This is a genomic window from Providencia sp. NPDC089933, from assembly GCF_049545585.1.
In the GTDB taxonomy this organism is placed as follows: Bacteria; Pseudomonadota; Gammaproteobacteria; order Enterobacterales; family Enterobacteriaceae; genus Providencia; species Providencia huashanensis.
Genome location: NZ_JBMWDT010000007.1, coordinates 204,020 through 225,072 on the forward strand (window position 1 = coordinate 204,020; position 21,053 = coordinate 225,072).

Sequence of the window (21,053 nt, forward strand, 5' to 3'; positions counted from 1 at the left end):
TCATTGATAGAGTTGGAATATATCCCTATCAGTGATAGAGTGTCAATAGAAAAAAAGAGAGGGCAGTATGGCGCGATTAGATAAAGAAACCATCATCACAGTGGCATTAGAGTTGCTAAATGAAGTGGGAATGGAAGGGCTGACAACGCGAAAACTAGCTCAAAAACTGGGCGTAGAGCAGCCTACACTATATTGGCATGTGAAGAACAAGCGCACATTGTTGGATGCATTATCTGTTGAAATGCTAAAGCGCAATCATCGCCATTCATTACCCGCAGTTGGGGAAACGTGGCAACAATTTTTACGTAATAATGCATTGAGCTTTCGTGATGCATTATTAAGTTACCGTGATGGCGCAAAAGTGCATTTAGGGACTCGCCCGAGTTCAGACCAATATGACACAGTAGAAATGCAGTTGCAGTTTATGGTGGACAATGGTTTTTCATTGAAATGTGGGTTATATGCCATAAGCGCGGTTGGTCATTTTACGTTAGGTTCTGTGTTAGAGCAGCAAGAACATATCGCAGCACTTAATGATAGGCAACAAATAGCAGATGATACGATGCCTCGACTATTAAAAGATGCTTTGCAAATTATGGATCAAGATGATGGCACAGAGGCTTTTTTATTTGGTTTAGAAGCATTGATTAATGGTTTCGAAAAGCAGTGATAAGGTGTCTGTGTTTTTAGGCTCGCACAATAGGGGGGGATTTGTGCGAGTGATGGATTTATTTAGAACATTGTTTTTCAATTTGGCGTTTTTGTTCTACCAATTTTTTAGCTGTTGCCATCGCGAGTTGTTCATCGGCTTGCATTTTTGCCGTAAAAGAATTGAGGTCATTTCCTACTATATCTTTTAACAGCTTATATTCGCGTGGAGCCACACATTTACATTTTTTCTCTACGGCTGCTTTTCTTTTCGCACGTTTTTTATTTACGGAAGACTGGGGTTCACCAGGCGTTGGTAAGTAACTGTAAGTATTAGACTTTATGCAATCATTATACAACTCTGTTTCGGTTGGCATTTGGTTGGAAGATTCTTTTTTAACAGAAAAGGAATCAGCCTGTGCGGGTAATACGAATGCACTCGAAATTAATAATGCAACAAATAGAGTTTTAAATTCCATTTAAATTTCTCCTAACATAAAAATAAAGAATGTGTGAATGCTATCCTTTATTCTTAGAGGGGTATGATTAATACATTGATATTTGATAATTAATGACTTTTCTAAAAGGTATTATTGATCATAGCAAGTAAGGTTTTGATTTAACTTCAGGTTATTCTGAATGTTTTTTAGCTTGGGAATTATGCAGTTTAAGGTGGCTAAAAGGGTGTATTGGCGTAAAAATAGAAGGTTTTATTGTTTATAAGCGATGGATGAATATATTCATCGATGATTTAAAAATGCCACTATTTAAATAAAAAATACCCCATTACTCAATAGCTAATGGGGTATGTATATTTTGTTAGGTTCGCAATTACAGAGTGAAAACACCGATAACTGCGATCACACTAATGATCGCTGAGCCGCCATAGAAAACCCATTTAGTTGCAGGGACATGGATTTTAAAATCGTGCAGTGTATGGTGAATACGGTGCATACCACACCATACTGGCAGAATAATCATCAGTAATAAGAAAACGCGGCCGATAAAGCTTTGGCAAAATGCCATAATGCGTTCATAGCTAAGCATTTCTGGTGCGACACCCAGTGGAATTAAAATCCCTAACAGGATGATAATTGCGGGGCCAATTACAGCACTCCACATACCACCAGCACCAAATAACCCCCAGAAAATCGGCTCATCGGAACGTTTAGGCGTTAGATTCATCAGATTCTCCTTCGATTAAAATAACAATGCGATAGCTAAAATTGCCGCAGTGACGACAATCGTGACAGCCCAAAAGCCTTTAACGATAGGCTCATCAGACATTTTCTTATCTTTAACAATAATACTGACAGCTTTAGGTGCAAGGTTGAACCACGTTGTGGTATGTAGCAGCGTTGCAGCTAACGTAATGATGTTAATAATAAGAATAATTGGGTTACTTAAAAAACCAACAAAGCCAGCCCAAGACTCAGGACCGCTTTTAAGCGCAAACACCCCATACAGAACTAAAATACTGAACCAGACCTGAAGAACGGAGGTGCTTTCACGCATGATGTAAAAGCGGTAAAAACCGAGCTTTTGCCACCAGTCGCCCTTCATTTCTCTGACATAGGGTTTACGTTTCGTAGTCATGACTTCAATTCTCCTTATCGTGGCTTCAGCATGGCGATAACAAAGTCTTGCGCACTGGCAACTTTACCTTGCTGGATAGCGCCTGCAGGGTCGACATGCTTAGGACAGACTTCAGAGCAGTAGCCTACAAACGTACAGCTCCAGACACCGTTGTCACCATTTAACAAGGTCATGCGCTCTTTCGCACCATGGTCTCGGTTATCTAAATTGTAGCGCTCTGCCAATGTGATCGCGGCTGGTCCGATGAACTCTGGGTTCAGTCCAAATTGTGGGCAAGCTGCATAGCACAGACCACAGTTGATACAACCTGAGAACTGATGGTATTTAGCCATCTGTGCAGGCGTTTGTTTATTTGGGCCTTCAGATGGTTTGCGATCATTCCCAATAATATAGGGTTTGATTGCTTCTAAACGCTCAATAAAGTGAGTCATATCAACAACAAGGTCACGCTCGATTGGGAAGTTACCTAACGGCTCAACTTTCATACCTTGTGGGTATTCACGCAGGAAGGTTTTACAAGCCAGTTTAGGGACTTTATCTACCATCATGCCACAAGAACCACAGATAGCCATACGACAAGACCAACGATAAGACAGGTCTGGAGCAAGGTTATCTTTGATATAGCCTAACGCATCTAACAAAGAAGTTTGCTCATCGTAAGGGACATCATACGTCACCAAATGGGGTTCACTATCCGTTTCCGGATTGTAACGCATGATCTCCATTTTTAGGTGTTTCATATCATCCATTAGCTTGCTCCTTCTTCGCCTTATCTTGAGCTTCAGCTTCGGCACCGTAAACACGTTTAGCTGGCTGAGATTTCGTGATTTTCACATCACTGTATTCTAAACGAGGGGAGCCCTCAGGGTTATAGAATGCCAAAGTATGTTTAAGGAAATTCACATCATCACGCTCAGTACAGCCTTCATCTAAACGTTGGTGTGCACCACGTGATTCTTTACGGTTGATTGCAGAGTGAGCCATACATTCCGCCACATCAAGGCCAAAGCCTAATTCAATGGTGTACAGTAGGTCAGTATTAAAGACGCTGCTATGGTCGGTAATTTCGACATTTTTGAAGCGTTCTTTCAGTTCAGCAATCTTATCAACCGTTTTTTGCATTAATTCAGGAGTACGGTAGATACCGCAGCCTTCTTCCATCGAAATTCCCATTTCATCACGGATTTTCGACCAGCTCTCTTTCCCTTTTTGGTTCATGAGCTTGCTGAGGTCAGCTTCGATATCACGAGTACGGGCTTCGATAGCATTTGCATTGGCTGGCGTTGCCTCAGCAGCATGGCGGGCAGCTTGTTCACCGGCTAAGCGACCAAATACTACTAGCTCAGCGAGTGAGTTAGAGCCTAAACGGTTTGCGCCGTGTAAGCCGACAGACGAACATTCACCCACTGCAAACAGGCCTTTAATACGGGTTTCAGTATTTTGATCTGTTTCGATACCACCCATGGTGTAGTGAGCCGTTGGGCGAACAGGAATAGGGTCTGTGACTGGGTCAACACCCACGTAGGCTTTCGCCAATTCACAAATAAATGGTAAACGCTCATGCAGTTTTTCTGCACCAAGGTGGCGAAGATCCAGATACACAACATCACCACGGTGTGTGCTAATGGTGCGACCTGCACGCCATTCGTGCCAGAAGGCTTGAGAAACTTTGTCACGAGGGCCCAGTTCCATATATTTATTTTCAGGCTTGCCGAGCGGTGTTTCTGGCCCCATTCCATAATCTTGCAAGTAACGGTAGCCATCTTTATTAACAAGGATACCACCTTCACCACGGCAACCTTCGGTCATTAAGATACCTGAACCTGGCAGACCCGTTGGGTGATATTGCACGAATTCCATGTCTCGTAGTGGAACCCCATGGCGAAATGCCATCCCCATACCATCGCCTGTTACGATACCACCGTTGGTATTGTAACGATAAACACGACCAGCCCCACCTGTTGCCATAACGATAGAGTTCGCACGGATTTGAACTTTGGTGCCTTCCATCATGTTAAGTGCAACAAGGCCACGAGCTTGACCTTCATCGACAATGATATCTAGAACAAAATGCTCGTCAAAACGTTGAATTTGCGGATATTTTAATGATGTCTGGAATAACGTATGGAGCATGTGGAAGCCGGTTTTATCGGCAGCAAACCATGTACGTTCAATTTTCATCCCACCAAAGCGGCGGACGTTAACTGAACCATCTGGTTTACGGCTCCACGGGCAACCCCATAGTTCTAGTTGGGTCATTTCTGTAGGGCAATGTTCGACGAAATAATCGACGACATCTTGCTCACACAGCCAGTCCCCACCAGCAACAGTATCATTAAAATGATAGTCATAGGAGTCATGAGCCTGAGTAACTGCAGCTGATCCCCCCTCTGCGGCCACTGTGTGGCTACGCATTGGGTATACTTTTGAGACCAGAGCAATCTTGATATTGGGATTTGCTTCAGCGGCAGCAATTGCTGCACGTAAGCCTGCGCCCCCGGCCCCGATAATCGCTAAATCGGCATTGAAGGTTTGCACTGCGCTTCTCCATTGTTCAAGTGTAAATTGATAAATTCTTTTAAATACTTTTGATAATTAGCTATGTCATTTGTCATTTAACTTTGGGCTAAACGACAAAATATCTGTTTTTTAATAGTAAATAATATAATAGCTAATAATGACTTATCATGCTGTGAATTATAACGAATAGTCCCCAAGATAAATTTGATATAGAGGGGGGTTTTAGCCAAAATTAGCAATAAAGTGTGATCTTGATCTTCTTTTTATAAATTGTTTTTACATTTTATGTTTTTTTAGTTTGTTAACAGTGAATAAAAAGGAATTTCAAATAATTATCATTAAATTTACATACTATTATAGTATATAAAACCAAGTAGAATACTCGGGTTTTATCAACTTTAAGTGAATAATATTGTTATTATCGCTGAATATTTTAATTCATATTGAATATTTATTTGCGAGCGGCTTCACTATTTATTTTGCAGATAAATTTTATTTTATTGTTTAATTTCTAAAATAAGTTGAGAAAGCGAATCGTTTCGTTTTTTTATTAACAGTTGTGTCACATAACATAAGAAATAATCATGTTTTGTGTTCTTTTTATTCTTTTGTTCATTCTAGTACAAGCGGTACCATTTCTACTAAAAAGTAAAGACTTTGCCTAATCGTGTAAAGCAGGTGATAATCAGCATCTCTTTACTCACCTTTAGTGTCTAACACGGCCCGTAAGCAATCATGTTTTTTTACCCAGATAATTATGCTTTATCAGTGTAAATTCATTGTGTGTTGCAGGTGAGGTGGGTACACTGCACGACTAAGTTTATTTTGGAGTCATCTTCATGAGTGATATAGCGAACTGGCAGCCAACCGCCCCCATCGCTAACCTGCTACAGCGCGCAAAAATTATTGCGGAAATCAGGCGTTTTTTTACTGATCGCTGTGTACTTGAGGTCGAAACACCAGCAATGAGTCAGGCAACTGTAACTGACATTCATCTTGTTCCATTTGAAACGCGTTTTGTTGGCCCTGGAGCCGCACAGGGGCTGAATTTATATTTGATGACAAGCCCTGAATATCATATGAAACGCTTACTCGCTGCGGGTAGTGGGCCTATCTACCAATTAGGTCGAAGCTTTAGAAATGAAGAGGCGGGGAGGCACCATAACCCTGAATTTACCATGCTTGAATGGTATCGCCCACATTTCGATATGTACCGTTTAATCAATGAAGTTGATGACTTATTACAACAGGTTTTAGAATGCGAAAGTGCCGAGCTGCTTTCTTATCAGCAAGCATTTTTACGTTATCTGGATATTGACCCACTTTCAGCAGAGAAAAGTGAGTTACGAGAAGTCGCTGCACGCTTAGATTTAAGCAATATCGCTGATAACGAAGAAGATAAAGATACCTTATTGCAGTTGTTATTTACCATGGGGGTTGAACCTCATATTGGTAAAGAAAGGCCGGCAGTGGTTTATCATTTTCCGGCGACTCAAGCTTCGTTAGCTGTGATTAGCACAGAAGATCACCGGGTAGCAGAGCGTTTTGAGGTGTATTACAAAGGGATGGAATTAGCGAATGGCTTCCATGAATTAACCGATGCCAGTGAACAGCGCCAACGCTTTGAGCAAGATAACCGTAAGCGTGCGGCAATGGGGTTAGCTATTCAGCCTATTGATGAGCATTTATTGTCAGCGCTTGAGCACGGCTTACCTGATTGCTCAGGCGTTGCTGTTGGGGTTGATAGGTTAATCATGATGGCATTAAATGCAGAAAAGATTAGCGATGTCATCGCGTTCCCCGTTACTATTGCGTAACAGCGAAATAAACCGTTTCTAATAATGCAGCCAGATGGCTGCATTATTGTTTTACAACCAATAAAAGTTATTTTTGTTGTTCTAGAAATTTAACGCCTAAATCAGGGAAGTCGGTAAAGGCACCATCAACATTTGCTTGGTTATAGATGATGTCATAAAGCTGCTGCCCATCTTTTGCATATTTAGGTAGCTTGTCGACACGAATGGTGAATGGGTGAACTGCCATTTTGTTTTCATGGGCTTCTTTTACCATATCATTCACTTTGATATTAGTTGGGGTAGACTCTTCATCGATTAGCATATGGTAATCAGGGCCAATACCATCAGCGTATGTGGCAATTTCTTTCATTGCACCAGGTTTCATCATCCAGTCGTAATTATAGTTAACCCAAGTACCATCTGGTTTTTGTTCTTGAGTTTCATTCCAGTCCGTGTAAGCGATCAACTGAATTAACTTAAGATCCATCCCCATTTCAGGCATCAATGTGTTTTTAATCCGTTTTAGATCATTTGGGTCAAACGATTGTAGGTAAACATTAGAGTCTTTGTTGGTATAGCCATATGCTTTTAGCACCTCTAGTGTTTTTTTAGTGATATCTTTCCCTTCTTGTTGATGGAACCAAGGTGCTTTAATTTCTGGGTAAATACCAATATTTTTACCTGTGGATTTGTTCAAGCCCTGAACAAACTCAATTTCTTCTTGAAATGTATGAACACGAAAGTCTGATTTACCCATTGGGAAACGATTCGGGTAACTCTGGACTTTCTTGCCATCAACAATATCAAACCCTTCAGTGAATTTAAGAGATTTAATTTCATCCAGCGTAAAGTCTATCGCATAGTAACGGCCATCTTTGCGAGCACGGTCTGGAAAACGTTCGGCAACATCTGTAACCCGATCAAGATAGTGGTCGTGTAACACCACAAGCTCGTTATCCTTTGTCATGACTAAATCTTGTTCAAGAAAGTCTGCACCTTGTGCGTAAGCCATTGCTTTAGCGGGTAGAGTATGTTCGGGTAAATAACCACTTGCACCACGATGTGCAATGACGACTTTACCTGAAGCTTGAGCTACGGCAGACACTGACATCACTAAAACCATACTTGCCACCAATGTTTTTAATGGAAAGTTCATGATTATATCTCCTTGGCACTTTAATTGGATAAAAAAAATGGGCTACATCATTTTTTGATATAGCCCACGAGTCTAGCGATTAACAATGAACATTTGATGAATGCTTATTGTGAGTTTGCTAATTCACGTTTATGTTTGCTTTCGCTTAACATCACGATAAACAGTAGAACAACCGCTAATGCTGAACCACCAATCATGACAGCGAAGCCACCGTCCCAACCGAAGAAGTCAACGGTGTAACCGACGATAGCACTTGCCGCAACTGAACCCCCGAGGTAACCGAACAAGCCAGTAAAGCCTGCTGCTGTACCTGCCGCTTTTTTCGGAGCCAGTTCAAGTGCGTGTAAACCAATTAACATCACCGGGCCATAAATTAAGAAACCGATGACCAACATACAGGCCATATCAATATTTGGGTTACCCGCTGGGTTCATCCAGAATACGATAGTTGCGATGGTTACTAAGGTCATAAAGAACACACCTGTTGCACCACGGTTACCGCGGAAAACTTTATCCGACATCCAACCACACAGAAGTGTTCCTGGGATACCTGCGTATTCATATAAGAAGTAGGCCCATGAAGATTTATCCATAGCGAAGTGTTTTACTTCACGCAGATAAGTCGGAGACCAGTCCAAAACACCGTAACGTAATAAGTAAACAAATACGTTGGCAATCGCAATCATCCATAACAGTTTGTTAGGGAAGACATACTTCATGAAGATTTCTTTTGCGGTTAGCTCTTGTTCATCAGACTCTTTATAGTCTGTTGGATAGTCGTTTTTGTATTCTTCGATAGGTGGAAGACCACAAGATTGTGGTGTATCGCGCATTAATGCAAATGCGATAATCGCAACAAGGATAGCAGCCAATGCAGGCATATACAGAGCAGCTTTCCAGTCGTTAAACCATGCCATACCTAACATGAATAGCAATGGCGGGATACCACCACCAACGTTGTGGGCACAGTTCCAAACAGAAACGATACCACCGCGTTCTTTTTGTGACCACCAGTGAACCATTGTACGCCCACATGGAGGCCAACCCATACCTTGGAACCAACCACAAAGGAACAATAGAACGAACATGACCATGATGCTAGAAGTCGCCCATGGTACAAAGCCCATAACTAACATGACTAAAGAGGCGAGGATCAGACCTGCGGGTAAGAAATAGCGCGGGTTTGCACGGTCAGAGAATGACCCCATGATAAATTTAGAAAAGCCGTAGGCAATTGAAATACCGGATAATGCGAAACCAAGGTCACCTTTTGAAAAACCCTGTTCAACAAGATATGGCATCGCTAACGCAAAGTTCTTTCGGACTAGATAATACGCTGCGTAACCAAAGAAAATACCCATGAAGATCTGCCAGCGAAGCTTACGATAGACAGGGTCTATCTTGTCAGCTGGCAGCCTCTGTATGTGAGGTGCTGGTTTAAAAATGCTTAACATATACGCCTCCGATGGCATGCTAAATTATTTATTCACTCATTCCTTCTCTTTTTAAGAAAATCATTGAGTGTTTATTATTGGTGAAGTAACAAAAACGAAAATAATCGAGTAATTTAAGAGTTTTTATTTTCTTAATTGCTCTAAATTGTAGTCGTTAGAAAACAATTTATCTGTAATCCAACGCACAATTATTGATTTTGTTTATGAAGTTGCATAGTAAATGACATTTGTGAATAGAATGGAACCATAATTGTTAATTATTTTGTGATTTACATCACGTATTTGTTGTTTTTAACGCTAAAAATGTACCAATCACTTTCGTTTTTGTTCCTTATCAAACATTCGTCGCATTTCTGGTCTATATTTAGTAATAGATTATAAAAATAGAATCTATACTTGTACTGATTATAGAAATGTTTATTAATGTGAGGAATGCGACATGAATGGCTCATCTGTGACTGAAACGGATGTCATCATAATTGGTGGTGGCGCAACAGGTGCAGGAGTCGCTCGTGACTGCGCTCGCCGAGGTCTAAGAACGGTTTTACTTGAGCGGCATGATATTGCAACGGGGGCGACAGGACGTAACCACGGTTTACTACATAGCGGTGCACGTTATGCAGTAACGGACAGTGAATCAGCTAAAGAATGTATTGAAGAAAACAAAATATTGAAACGCATTGCGCATCATTGTATTGAGCGCACAGATGGTTTGTTCATTACGTTACCTGAGGATAGTTTAGACTATCAGCAAAAGTTTATTACAGCCTGCCAAGCAGCCGGAATCGATGCAACAGCAATTGACCCTGCTCAAGCCATCCGTCTTGAACCTTCAGTTAACCCTCAGCTTATTGGGGCAGTTCGTGTACCAGATGGAACTGTTGACCCATTTCGTTTAACCGCAGCGAATATGCTTGATGCTAGAGAGCATGGCGCTAAGGTATTAACTTATCATGAGGTTATTGGCCTCATTCGTAACGGGGATACTGTGCGCGGTGTTACCGTTTATGACCATCAAGCAAAAAAACAATACGATATTTATGCGGAAATTGTTGTTAATGCGGGGGGAATTTGGGGGCAAAAAATTGCAGAATATGGCGATCTAAAAATTAAAATGTTCCCCGCAAAAGGGGCTTTATTGATTTTAGGTCATCGATTAAACAATATGGTAATAAACCGTTGCCGCAAGCCTGCGGACGCCGATATTCTTGTGCCTGGTGATACTATTTCCTTGATTGGCACCACCTCAACTCATATTGAATATGACCAAATTGATAACATGTATGTCACGCCTGAAGAAGTGGATATTTTGATCCGCGAAGGCTCTATGTTATCCCCCGCACTGGCGAAAACGCGCATTTTGCGTGCTTATGCAGGCGTTCGCCCATTAGTTGCTAGTGATGATGACCCTTCAGGGCGTAATGTAAGCCGAGGGATCGTATTGTTAGACCATGCAAAACGTGATGGCTTGGAAGGGTTTATCACTATTACTGGCGGTAAATTAATGACTTATCGGTTGATGGCTGAATGGGCTACCGATAAGGTTTGTGAAAAGTTAGGTCATAATGAGAAGTGTACGACTGCTGAAGCGGCGCTTCCAGGCTCACAACATAGCGCGGAAGAAGCATTACGCAATGTTGTTTCAATTCCAGCTCCTATTCGCGGCTCTGCAGTTTATCGTCATGGAGATCGTGCTTCTGCGATTTTAAGCACTGATAGGTTAGATAAAAGTTTAGTTTGTGAATGTGAGGCGGTGACTGCTGGCGAAGTTCGTTATGCTGTTAATTCACTAACAGTAAATAATCTACTTGATTTACGACGCCGTACTCGTGTGGGAATGGGAACTTGCCAAGGAGAATTATGCGCCTGTCGTGCCGCAGGGCTGTTAAATCGCTTTAATGTCACAACGCCCCATGAAACTGAGCAACAGCTAGGTCATTTCTTAAATGAACGTTGGAAAGGCATTCGTCCAATTGCGTGGGGTGATGCATTACGTGAAAGCGAGTTTACCAGTTGGGTTTATCACGGTTTGTGCGGTATGAATGAGGCAACGCTGGCTAAAGCACCTCAGAAGGAGGAGGCGGATAATGAAATATGATGCTGTTGTTATGGGGGGAGGCCTTGCAGGGTTACTTTGTGGTATTCGCCTCACTCAATCAGGTTTGTCATGCGCCATTGTGAGCGCAGGGCAAAATGCCTTACATTTTTCCTCCGGTTCACTCGATTTATTAACCCATTTACCTGATGGACAAGTCGCTGAAAAACCCTTATCGATGTTAAGCGCACTGAAAGCACAAGCGCCAACACACCCTTATAGTCTGATAGGGGAGGCGCAAGTTGCTGTATTAGCGCAAATGGCAGAGTCTATCCTGCAACAAACTGGTATTCGTTTAAAAGGCTCTTGTGAAGAAAATCATTATCGCATCACACCATTGGGTCATAAGCGTATGACATGGTTAAGCCCTGAGGTTGTTCCTACAGCTTCTTTACATCAAAAAATGGATATAGGCAAAATTGCGGTTGTGGGGATTGAAGGTTTTTTGGATTTTCAACCACAGATGGTGGCTGATGAATTGCAGCGTGAAGGGCTATCAGCAAGCGCCCATTATGTGCACTTGCCACTATTGGATCGTTTAAGAGAAAACCCAAGCGAATTTCGAGCCGTCAATGTTGCTCGTTGGTTAGATAGAACCGAAAATATGACGCAAATTATTGAGGAGATTTCGCCTTTAGTTGTTGATGCGGAAGCCGTATTTTTGCCCGCTTGCATAGGTCTTGATAGTGAGGAACCAGTATTAGAGCTACAAAGAAGGTTAGGTAAGCCCCTGTATTTATTGCCAACATTGCCACCATCCTTGTTGGGGATTCGCTTGCATGAATGCTTATTACGTCAATTTCGTCGCCAAGGCGGTATCGTTATGCCTGGGGACAAGGTAACTTCAGTGAATTGTATTAATGGAAGAGTTGAATCTATTCAAACACGGAATCACGGCGATATATCTTTAAAAGCAAAACACTTTGTTTTAGCCACCGGCAGCTTTTTTAATAATGGCTTGGTAGCTGAGTTTGACCGCGTTTATGAGCCACTTATGGAATTAGATTTGTGTGATATTTCTGAACGTGCCAAATGGACAAATAAACAGTTTTTTGCCTCTCAGCCATATATGGCCTTTGGTGTAAAAACAGATGGTAAATTGCGTGCTCAAAAAGGGGGCGTAACCATTAACAACCTTTATGTTGCTGGTGCTGTATTAGGTGGTTTTGATCCACTAACCCAAGGATGTGGCGCTGGGGTTTCAATGATTAGCGCATTATTTGCTGCAAATGAAATTATTGGAGAAATAAGTAAAAATGAAGCCATGCAGGCGGAGGTGGCACAATGAGTATTCTCGATACGAGCTTTGAAAGCTGTATTAAATGCACGGTGTGTACTACTTATTGCCCTGTTGCAAAAGTTAATCCATTGTACCCAGGGCCAAAACAAGCAGGTCCAGATGGCGAGCGTTTACGCTTAAAAGACCCAATGCTTTATGATGAAGCGCTGAAATATTGTACTAACTGTAAGCGTTGTGAGGTTGCTTGCCCTTCAGATGTTAAAATTGGTGACATTATTGCACGTGCGCGCAACACTTATAGCCAGCAAAAACCGAAAATCCGGGATGCTATCCTCAGCCATACTGATTTAATGGGGTCGTTATCAACGCCATTTGCACCTGTTGTGAATACGATCACTGGCCTGAAACCTGTACGCCAAATATTAGATAAGGCATTGAAAATCGACCATCGTCGCGAGTTACCAAAATACTCTTTTGGGACTTTCCGTCGTTGGTATTCCAAACAGGCTGCGGAGCAAGCAAAATTTGAAGAACAGGTGGCATTTTTTCATGGTTGCTATGTAAATTACAACCATCCTCAATTAGGTAAAGACCTGATTAAAGTGTTTAATGGTATGAACATTGGGGTGCAGCTTCTTAAACGTGAAAAATGCTGCGGTGTCGCATTGATTGCTAATGGCTTTATGAAACAAGCGAAACGCCAAGCTAATGTGAATTTGGAATCATTGCAAGAAACTATCCTTGAAAAGCATATTCCAGTCGTTGCAACATCCTCCACCTGTACGTTTACTATTCGCGATGAATATACCCATGTTCTTGATGTTGATACTTCTAAGATGCGTGACAATATTGAGCTGGCAACACGCTATATTTATCGCCTACTGGAAGAGGGGCGTGAACTTAAGTTGAAACATACCCCATTAAAAGTAGCCTATCATACACCTTGTCATATGGAAAAAATGGGCTGGACTTCCTACACATTAGAGCTGATTAAACGAGTACCCGGTGTTGAGTTGATTGTACTGGATTCACAGTGTTGCGGTATTGCTGGGACTTATGGTTTTAAAAAAGAAAACTATGAAGTTTCTCAAGGTATTGGGGCAGGCCTGTTCCGCCAAATTGAAGACAGTGGTGTCGATATGGTGATCACTGACTGTGAAACATGTAAATGGCAGATTGAAATGTCGACAAGCAAAAAGTGTGAGCATCCTATTTCGCTCTTAGCACGCGCATTATAAAATTCTCGTCATACTTCGCGCTGTGGCGTTGTTAGCTTTATTCGCGACCCCTAGTCATATACTTGTGTATGCCCCTAGGGTTTCGCTCATTTGCCGCCTAGCCACAACACGAATTATTTGGAGAATTAAGAGGGATGAGGCTTGTGTGGTGTTGGCTTCGTTGGTGATTTAACTGTGAATTGAAATATTGAGAATATTCAATGATTAAAAATTATACGGAATATTCACGGAATTTATTGAATTGTAGGGGTGTTATTCTTTGTTTTAGCTCAGTTTAACCCTTTTGGAGATAGCATTTAGCTATCTCCTTTTTTATTTTCAATGTTGACGAATTAATTGCTTTTTATCTGCATTATTAAAGAAGTACTTTAAGATTAGGTTTAACAGAACCCCATAAGCAGGTAAGAAAAACAGCATACAAATAAGTAGTTTAAAGACATAATCAACCAAAGCAATTTCAACCCAATTTGCGGCCATAAATGGGTCGCTACTGCGGAAAAATGCAATAAAGAAGAATGCAATAGTATCAATCAGGTTACCAAAAAACATGGCACAAGCAGGCGCTACATACCAGCGTGCATTTTGCCGTAACCGGTTGAATACACCAACATCTAATATTTGCCCAAGGACATAAGCCATAAAGCTTGCTGCAGCAATACGCGCAACGAATAAGTTAAATTCAAATAAAGATGCAAAACCTTGCCATTCACCTTGGAAAAATAACGCTGAAATAACGTATGAAATCAGTAATGCAGGTAACATTACAGCAGTAATAATTCTACGGGCAAGTGGTGCGCCATAAATACGAACGGTTAGGTCTGTAGCAAGAAAAATAAATGGAAAAGTAAATGCACCCCAAGTGGTATGGAAGCCCAAAATATTAATTGGCAACTGCACTAGGTAATTACTTGAAGTGATAATTAGTACATGAAATAAAGATAGCCAGATTAAGGCGGTGGCTTTTTGCCGCACAGTAAAATCAAACATATTGTACCTTTTTAGTCGCAATGGGGTGAGGGAACCCATGAAATACATCCCTAAATCGGGAATTGCGCATCATACGCTTGTTGCGCAACAAAAGCAAAACTGTTCACTCATCGCGAGCAATTTTATTATATAATTGGCTCATTGATTACTTTGAGTAGAAGCGTTTTTATGTCTGACTTATTTGCAAATGCGAGCAAAACCCTTGACACACTTGGCTTACGTTGCCCTGAGCCTGTTATGTTAGTGCGTAAAACAGTCCGTAATATGGCTGAGGGTGAAACATTGTTAATTATTGCTGACGACCCTGCAACAACCCGCGATATCCCAGGTTTTTGCCGCTTTATGGAACATGAATTATTGGCTGTTGAAGCTGAAACGACACCTTACCGTTATTTATTGCGTAAAAAGGCGGGCGGGTTGTAATATTAAGTATGCCAATTCCTGCCATAAGGCAGGGATTGAGAATATCACTGAAATTTAACTTATGAAGTATGCTGTAAGTCCAATATTTCTTGGTAGCTTAACCCAGTAAGTTGGCTAATTAGTTCAATACTGGCCCCGAGTTCTAAGCCTTTAAGGGCAACTTCATGTTGTTTTCTATTTGTACCGATGTCAATTCCTCGGTTTACACCAATATCAATTCCTTCTTGCATTCCTTGATTTTTTAAGCGTTGTGCAATGTTCATAATTGCCTCTTGGTTATTTTCAATTTGATTGATAAGTTGACTGACAACAATTTTAAAATGAGGTGAATCCATTGTAAGAAATAAGTAATTGAAAATTGTAATAATGTCATCATTGTTATGATAATTATTGTTCATCGCTTGAGCTAATAGTGTAGTCACTTTCTCAACATTTTCTCGTAAATCTTTATGCTTCATTGCTAATTCCATCACGGCAACCTTGCGGTGATTCACCAGTTCATTGTCATCAATAACGGTAATATCAACGACAGGAAATGGTTGGCTATATAAATCATTGGCTATGTCAGGCCAAGGAAAGCAATGGGTCCATGGCTGTGAATACGGGTAGGGAGTGACTTTCCCATGGTAGAACAAGATAGGGACGACTAAGGGTAAATGACGATGCCCTTGTTGTAAGTGCTGATTCATTGCTGAAAATGCATAATACATCATCCTCCATCCCATAAATTTATCAGGTGTTGATTGATGCTCAACTAGCATATAAAGATAGCCTTCGCCCTGTAGTGTTTCCACAGTGTATAAAACATCTGATAACCGAGAGCGAAGTTGCTTATCAATAAATGAAGAATTGGTGATGGCCAAGGTATCAAAATTACATAACTGTTTAATATGCATTGGTAGGTGAATATCAAAAAAATCACGAGCGTTCTCAATTTTAGACATAAAGCCTTTAAATGCAGAGTCATGAGGTGTTGAGCTGTGACTTTTTACCATATTAACCTTCCCATAATTAGCCTTCCCAAAATGTGATGACCATGACTTATTTTCAGGGGATATTCTAGCGGGGTTTGGGATGGAATGGGGGTGAAGTTAGTCCTAAATCTTTAGTCAAGATGGCAATTAACATATTGTAATGGTTAGAGTTATTTTTTCTTCTACAAAAGAAAAACGCCCCTAAGGGCGCTTTGATTAGTTGATGAAACACTATTTTTTCACTTGAGGTAATTTTACTCGAAGTAACCGTACAGCATTTGCAGTGACCAGTGCAGTTGCACCTGAGTCGGCCAGTACTGCAACCCAAAGCCCAGTGATCCCTAATAAACTGGTTACTAAGAAAACACCTTTTAACCCAAGTGCGATAGCGATGTTTTCACGAATGATTTTTCGTGTCGCACGGGATAACGCAATGATTTCAGCTAATCCGGTTAAGCGGTTGTGGGTTAACGCCGCATCCGCGGTTTCAAGAGCCACATCAGTTCCGCTTCCCATAGCCACCCCAATGCTTGACGCTTTCATTGCTGGCGCATCATTGATGCCATCGCCGACCATCATGGTACTATGGTTACGGTTAAGCTCCATGACTGCAGTGACTTTATCTTCTGGCAATAGCCCTGCTCGGTATTCCATACCTAACTGATTTGCAATTGCACTAGCAGCGCGTGGGTTATCACCGGTTAGCATCACGGCGTTCACATTAAGCGCTTTAAGCATATGCATTGCATCAGTTGCATCATTACGCAGCGTATCTTGCAAAGCGGTTAAACCGATGACACGGCTATCTTCAAGCGTGACAACGACAGTTTTCCCTTCGGCCTCTAGGGCTTCAACTTTACCTTGCCACTCACTATTTAACGGGATATCAAGGCGATTCGGTGCGCTAACAAGAATATGCTTGTTGTTAAGGAAACCTTCAACCCCTTTCCCTGCTAATGCTTTGCGCTCTTGAGCTTCTAGAACTGTTAAAGATAATTCTTCTGCTTTATTAACTACAGCTTTGGCGAGAGGATGGTGAGAGCCAACTTCTACAGAAGCGGTAATTTGCACTAATTCACCTTCAGTCATGCCTTCTGCTGGCACTAAGTTAGTGACATGAGGCTTACCTTCTGTCAGTGTACCTGTTTTGTCCAAAGCAATTGTTGTTATAGTACCTAGTTGCTCAAGTGCTGCACCACCTTTAATTAATGCTCCACGACGAGTTGCAGTGGCGAGTGCCGAGGTTATAGCTGCTGGGGTTGAGATGACTAAAGCACATGGACAACCGATCAACAGCAATGTTAAGCCTCGATATATCCACGTTTCCCACAATGCACCAAAGAAAATAGGTGGAATGACAATCACTAACGCTGAAATCAACATAATGATTGGCGTGTATATACGACTAAAGCGGTCAATAAAACGTTCTATAGGTGCTCGGCGTTCTTCTGCTTCCTCGATCAGTTGTAAAATGCGGTCGATAGCATTTTGCCCCTGTTCTGACACCACTTCCATTTGAACAGCTCTATCAACAGACAAACAACCCGCCGCAACTTTCTCACCAACATTGCGTTCAACCGGAACGGACTCCCCTGTTAGTGCACTTTCATCGAAGCTAGCAAAACCCGAAACCAAAACAGCATCTGTTGGTAGACGACCACCTGGGGCTATTTCAATAATGTCGCCTGGTCGTAATTGCGCAACAGGGATAGTGGATTTTTCCCCATCTTTGATTAAGACCGCATCTTCTGGCACTAAAGCCATTAATGCGCTAACACCGCGTCGTGCTCTACCTGCAGAATATGATTCCAGCATTTCACCTAACATGAAGAGCAAGATAACCATCGCGGCTTCTTCAGTTGCTTGAATGAATATTGCACCGACAGCCGCAACGGTCATTAATGTTTCAATAGCAAAGGGGGAGCCTGTACGAATTAAACGTAACGATTTACGGGCAATAGGGTATAGCCCAAAAAGGGTAGTTAAAATAAAAGCAATGTTACCAATTTGCGGATTGAAAGACTCAATCCCCCAACTAATGGCCATTAAAATGGCTAAGATAATGACGGGTTTAGCTTCACTCAATAAACTCTGTTGAGGAGCAAGGGACGCAGCACTGTTATTACCAACTTCAAGTAATTCATAACCCGCAGCTTCAACAGTAGAACGTACTGCCGTGCTGATGTCAGTATTTGCATCAACAACTAATTTTTCTGTGGCAAACAACACCTTAGCTTGTTTAACTTCATTAATTTGTCTTACTGCGGTTTCAATTTTATTTGCACAACTTGGGCAATCCATACCACGGATGATCCAACTAAAGCGTTGTTTCGCTTCTAGAGTTGGTTCAACGTCGTTAATTGTTTGTGTGTTAAGCCCACAGCTGGTGCCGTGTTGGTGGCCATGACTTGTGTGTTGATGTGAAGAATGCTGATGAGATTCTTCGTCATCGTCAGGATATTCCTTCACATTATTATGTTCATGAGTATGTGAGTCATTACTAACCTTTTTGCTGTTATTCGCAATAGAGGATGAACAGCTGCTATTGCTTGAGCAGCAACTGCTCGTATGCGCATGGGTATCTTTATGTGTATGTGTGTGCATAAGTGCCCCTTATCAAACAAGATATTCTATCATTGCAGATAAGCTTACACTTTGGAGTCTACTCCAGAGTCAAACTAAAAGAGAGGTGCCAATTGATAAAATTCTCAAATAGCATTTTTTATCAATTGGCGTGAGACTTGAATGAGTTGTTGTTACAGATAAATGGCACGAACAATGAAGAATTGTCCAATAAAATAGAGCGCGGCAACAACGGCTTTTGAGGCTTTAAATGGAATACGGAAATGTGCTATTAGCCAAACACAGTTAGATAAGAACAGTAGTGATGCCCCTATCATAATGGAAAAATTATATTCACGAGCTAGCCCAAAGTACTGGTCACCTGCGACCCATGCCATAATCATACACATGATTAACGACGCAAAAACAACAGCCTGTAGATTTTCGAGCTTTCCCCAAATGAAAACAAGAGTAACGGCTGCAATAATCAGAGGGACAGCTAGCCAAGGTAAGAATAGGCCAAAATTTAATTGCATCCCAAAGCTAATGGTATAAATCAGGTAACTCAAGAACATCAATGCGACTGAAGTTAGTAAGTGTTCACTAGATAACATGCGAGAAAGATCCGCTACTAGAGAAACTAATAGGCCTGCTAAAATCAGGTAGTTTTGAATATTTAAATCCTCAGAACTCCACCCCCAGAGTAGTAAGAGTAGCAGTGTAATAGGGCGAAATAACCAACGTTGCCACCCTGGTCCTCGATAGGCTGCATCGACATACAACCAACCGGAAAAGAGTACAGCGAGGAATGGCCAACTAATCATACACATATCCTTATAAGTTCAATGAGTGAAACTACAGTGATTAGGTTACTTAGATAACGTGTCCTATTTATATAAATAAGATAAACTACAGTTACTGACTTTTTAAACAAAATTCACATTATGAATAAGCCAATATTACTGATTATCGTTCTTGCGATCATTGCTGTTTTAGCAACAAAGCGCTTTTTTGACCAACGCAAGCAAAATGAAATTAATGATAACTCTTTGCCTGTGACTTATTTAGTTAAAGTCGATAATAAAAAAGATTACCCTTACCCTAACATGCGTTCTAGAGAGCGAGATGTTGTCTCTCCAGAAACTTTTCGTTATGAAATTTATTTCAAAACGCTATCAAGTGGTGAAATAATCAAAACTATTGTAACGGAAGAACAATACCAAGACGTTGAGTTAGGCCGCGAAGGTAAACTTATTATGCAAGGTACGCGGTTTGTTCGTTTTGAGCCAGCCTAGGGCCTTATTGGCCGGACTGTTTTTTCTTTGCTTCTTCCAACGCGGCTTTGGTTTTTTTCTGCATAGCTAGCATTTCAAAAACCCCAAAAAAGAAAATTCGTAGTTGAACTAAACCTGAGATTTTCTCCCCTTTAGGGAGGGTCGCTTTAAGAAAGATAGTTTGCAGTGCATGCATGAAAACCATAAACACCATTGCAATATCCATAAAGTATTTCAGTGGCTTAGGAAACGGGTGAATAAGGTTAAATACCATAAAGCCCCAAACACAAATCATCAGCAGGCGTCCAATGTTAATAAACATGTTTTTTTCCCTAAAGTAAAGTTCGGATGAAAAGACGATAAGCAACTTGCCCAGCTATTTTTTCGCGGTGAAGTTGCCAATTCGCTGGAATGTCAGTAAGTGGTGACTCCGCTTCTGACTCAATGTATACCCAGCTTTCCTCTGCTAACCATTGGTTTTTTTCTAATAATTGAATGGTTTCATTAAGTAACCCTTTTCGAAATGGTGGGTCAATAAAAACCACATCAAAAGGGGCCCCTGATTGGTTTAGTATATTAAGGGTATTATTATTGACAACAGAGGCATTATCGGCTTGCAAGCGGGTTTTATTTTCGGCTAATAGCTGTGCGTTTTGTTTATCAAGCTCAATAAAGGTTACAGTCTGGGCAAAGCGAGAAAGAGCCTCAAAGCCTAAAGCCCCGCTTCCTGCAAAGCAATCTAAGCAGCGAGCATCACGAATAACAGGCATTAACCAGTTAAATAAGGTTTCTTTTATTCTATCTGTTGTTGGGCGTAAGCCTTCACTATCGCGAACAGGTAGTTTTCTGCCTCGCCATTTTCCACCAATAATTCGAATTTGCCCTAAAGGGGCTGATTGTGGTTTTTTTGCCATAATATTTATTGCTACTTAGCTGGTTTATGTACTTAAAATTGATTGTTACTATTGTATACCTGTCAGACGATAAGTTGCAGTGTTGTTATTCCTTATTGGTTGGATTTCAATTATAGCGTTTTATTTTCACAGTTTTAACACCCAAATTTAGATTAAATTTTCAGGATTTTTCTTTC

General features: G+C 41.2%; 20 protein-coding genes. 7 read left to right on the forward strand and 13 right to left on the reverse strand.

What is annotated here, in order from left to right; genetic code table 11:
* Positions 1-67 precede the first annotated feature (67 nt).
* Positions 68-670 (forward strand): tetracycline resistance transcriptional repressor TetR, encoded by a 603-nt coding sequence (tetR, locus tag ACPEH5_RS12125; RefSeq protein ID WP_000113092.1) that lies wholly within the window; start codon positions 68-70, stop codon positions 668-670.
* A gap of 58 nt (positions 671-728) precedes the next feature.
* Here tetR and ACPEH5_RS12130 read toward each other — a convergent pair whose 3' ends face one another.
* The 5 genes from ACPEH5_RS12130 to frdA form a co-directional block, all read right to left on the reverse strand.
* Positions 729-1,127 carry a hypothetical protein gene (locus ACPEH5_RS12130; protein WP_042846363.1) on the reverse strand — a complete coding sequence of 133 codons (399 nt, stop codon included), beginning with the start codon at positions 1,125-1,127 and terminating at the stop codon, positions 729-731.
* Between the two features lie 352 nt (positions 1,128-1,479).
* On the reverse strand, positions 1,480-1,833 hold the full coding sequence (frdD, locus tag ACPEH5_RS12135) for a fumarate reductase subunit FrdD (RefSeq protein WP_042846361.1): 354 nt from the start codon (positions 1,831-1,833) through the stop codon (positions 1,480-1,482).
* Positions 1,834-1,848: 15 nt separating this feature from the next.
* Positions 1,849-2,244 carry a fumarate reductase subunit FrdC gene (gene frdC / locus ACPEH5_RS12140; RefSeq protein WP_042846360.1) on the reverse strand — a complete coding sequence of 132 codons (396 nt, stop codon included), beginning with the start codon at positions 2,242-2,244 and terminating at the stop codon, positions 1,849-1,851.
* A 14-nt stretch (positions 2,245-2,258) separates the two neighbouring features.
* The gene (locus tag ACPEH5_RS12145) at positions 2,259-2,993 is read right to left on the reverse strand and encodes a succinate dehydrogenase/fumarate reductase iron-sulfur subunit (protein ID WP_004258616.1); all 735 of its coding nucleotides are present in this window, start codon (positions 2,991-2,993) and stop codon (positions 2,259-2,261) included.
* The gene (frdA, locus tag ACPEH5_RS12150) at positions 2,986-4,782 is read right to left on the reverse strand and encodes a fumarate reductase (quinol) flavoprotein subunit (protein WP_129466454.1); all 1,797 of its coding nucleotides are present in this window, start codon (positions 4,780-4,782) and stop codon (positions 2,986-2,988) included. Before frdA ends, ACPEH5_RS12145 begins: the two co-directional genes overlap by 8 nt.
* Positions 4,783-5,603: 821 nt before the next feature.
* Here frdA and epmA point away from each other — a divergent pair.
* Complete coding sequence (epmA, locus tag ACPEH5_RS12155) at positions 5,604-6,581, forward strand: elongation factor P--(R)-beta-lysine ligase (protein WP_042846358.1); 978 nt, start codon at positions 5,604-5,606, stop codon at positions 6,579-6,581.
* A 67-nt stretch (positions 6,582-6,648) separates the two neighbouring features.
* On the opposite strand, the gene glpQ is transcribed toward epmA, so the two are convergent.
* Together glpQ and glpT are read right to left on the reverse strand one after the other, a co-directional pair.
* On the reverse strand, positions 6,649-7,716 hold the full coding sequence (glpQ, locus tag ACPEH5_RS12160) for a glycerophosphodiester phosphodiesterase (RefSeq protein ID WP_042846355.1): 1,068 nt from the start codon (positions 7,714-7,716) through the stop codon (positions 6,649-6,651).
* Positions 7,717-7,820: 104 nt separating this feature from the next.
* Positions 7,821-9,170 carry a glycerol-3-phosphate transporter gene (gene glpT, locus ACPEH5_RS12165; protein ID WP_042846353.1) on the reverse strand — a complete coding sequence of 450 codons (1,350 nt, stop codon included), beginning with the start codon at positions 9,168-9,170 and terminating at the stop codon, positions 7,821-7,823.
* Positions 9,171-9,609: 439 nt separating this feature from the next.
* Between glpT and glpA the strand changes: the two genes are divergently transcribed.
* Genes glpA through glpC form a run of 3 tightly spaced genes read left to right on the forward strand, consistent with a single transcriptional unit; the run spans position 9,610 to position 13,743 of the window.
* Entirely contained in the window at positions 9,610-11,268 is a 1,659-nt protein-coding gene (glpA, locus tag ACPEH5_RS12170; RefSeq protein WP_042846352.1) for an anaerobic glycerol-3-phosphate dehydrogenase subunit A, read from the forward strand.
* The gene (gene glpB / locus ACPEH5_RS12175; protein ID WP_129466451.1) at positions 11,258-12,553 is read left to right on the forward strand and encodes a glycerol-3-phosphate dehydrogenase subunit GlpB; all 1,296 of its coding nucleotides are present in this window, start codon (positions 11,258-11,260) and stop codon (positions 12,551-12,553) included. The genes glpA and glpB overlap by 11 nt, the downstream gene beginning before the upstream one ends.
* Positions 12,550-13,743 (forward strand): anaerobic glycerol-3-phosphate dehydrogenase subunit GlpC, encoded by a 1,194-nt coding sequence (gene glpC, locus ACPEH5_RS12180; RefSeq protein WP_048606099.1) that lies wholly within the window; start codon positions 12,550-12,552, stop codon positions 13,741-13,743. The genes glpB and glpC overlap by 4 nt, the downstream gene beginning before the upstream one ends.
* A 318-nt stretch (positions 13,744-14,061) precedes the next feature.
* On the opposite strand, the gene ACPEH5_RS12185 is transcribed toward glpC, so the two are convergent.
* Positions 14,062-14,730, reverse strand: a complete 669-nt coding sequence (locus ACPEH5_RS12185; protein WP_048606101.1) for a 7-cyano-7-deazaguanine/7-aminomethyl-7-deazaguanine transporter — start codon at positions 14,728-14,730, stop codon at positions 14,062-14,064.
* A 168-nt stretch (positions 14,731-14,898) separates the two neighbouring features.
* On the opposite strand from ACPEH5_RS12185, the gene tusA reads away from it, so the two are divergent.
* A complete protein-coding gene (gene tusA / locus ACPEH5_RS12190; protein WP_042846344.1) occupies positions 14,899-15,153 on the forward strand; it encodes a sulfurtransferase TusA in 255 nt (84 codons plus the stop codon).
* 59 nt (positions 15,154-15,212) lie between these two features.
* Here tusA and ACPEH5_RS12195 read toward each other — a convergent pair whose 3' ends face one another.
* The 3 genes from ACPEH5_RS12195 to ACPEH5_RS12205 all read right to left on the reverse strand — a co-directional run bounded on the left by ACPEH5_RS12195 (position 15,213) and on the right by ACPEH5_RS12205 (position 19,513).
* Positions 15,213-16,148, reverse strand: coding sequence for an Rpn family recombination-promoting nuclease/putative transposase (locus ACPEH5_RS12195; protein ID WP_166686607.1), 936 nt, complete (start codon positions 16,146-16,148; stop codon positions 15,213-15,215).
* A 210-nt stretch (positions 16,149-16,358) separates the two neighbouring features.
* The gene (locus ACPEH5_RS12200) at positions 16,359-18,731 is read right to left on the reverse strand and encodes a zinc/cadmium/mercury/lead-transporting ATPase (protein ID WP_281110756.1); all 2,373 of its coding nucleotides are present in this window, start codon (positions 18,729-18,731) and stop codon (positions 16,359-16,361) included.
* 152 nt (positions 18,732-18,883) lie between these two features.
* Entirely contained in the window at positions 18,884-19,513 is a 630-nt protein-coding gene (locus tag ACPEH5_RS12205; protein ID WP_264402996.1) for a lysoplasmalogenase, read from the reverse strand.
* Positions 19,514-19,633: 120 nt separating this feature from the next.
* Between ACPEH5_RS12205 and ACPEH5_RS12210 the strand changes: the two genes are divergently transcribed.
* Positions 19,634-19,984 (forward strand): DUF2500 family protein, encoded by a 351-nt coding sequence (locus ACPEH5_RS12210; RefSeq protein ID WP_042846338.1) that lies wholly within the window; start codon positions 19,634-19,636, stop codon positions 19,982-19,984.
* Between the two features lie 4 nt (positions 19,985-19,988).
* Here ACPEH5_RS12210 and ACPEH5_RS12215 read toward each other — a convergent pair whose 3' ends face one another.
* Positions 19,989-20,285: a DUF1145 family protein gene (locus tag ACPEH5_RS12215; RefSeq protein WP_042846336.1), complete on the reverse strand. Its 297-nt coding sequence runs from the start codon at positions 20,283-20,285 to the stop codon at positions 19,989-19,991.
* A gap of 10 nt (positions 20,286-20,295) precedes the next feature.
* Positions 20,296-20,877 carry a 16S rRNA (guanine(966)-N(2))-methyltransferase gene (gene rsmD / locus ACPEH5_RS12220; protein WP_048606105.1) on the reverse strand — a complete coding sequence of 194 codons (582 nt, stop codon included), beginning with the start codon at positions 20,875-20,877 and terminating at the stop codon, positions 20,296-20,298.
* Positions 20,878-21,053: the final 176 nt, after the last annotated feature.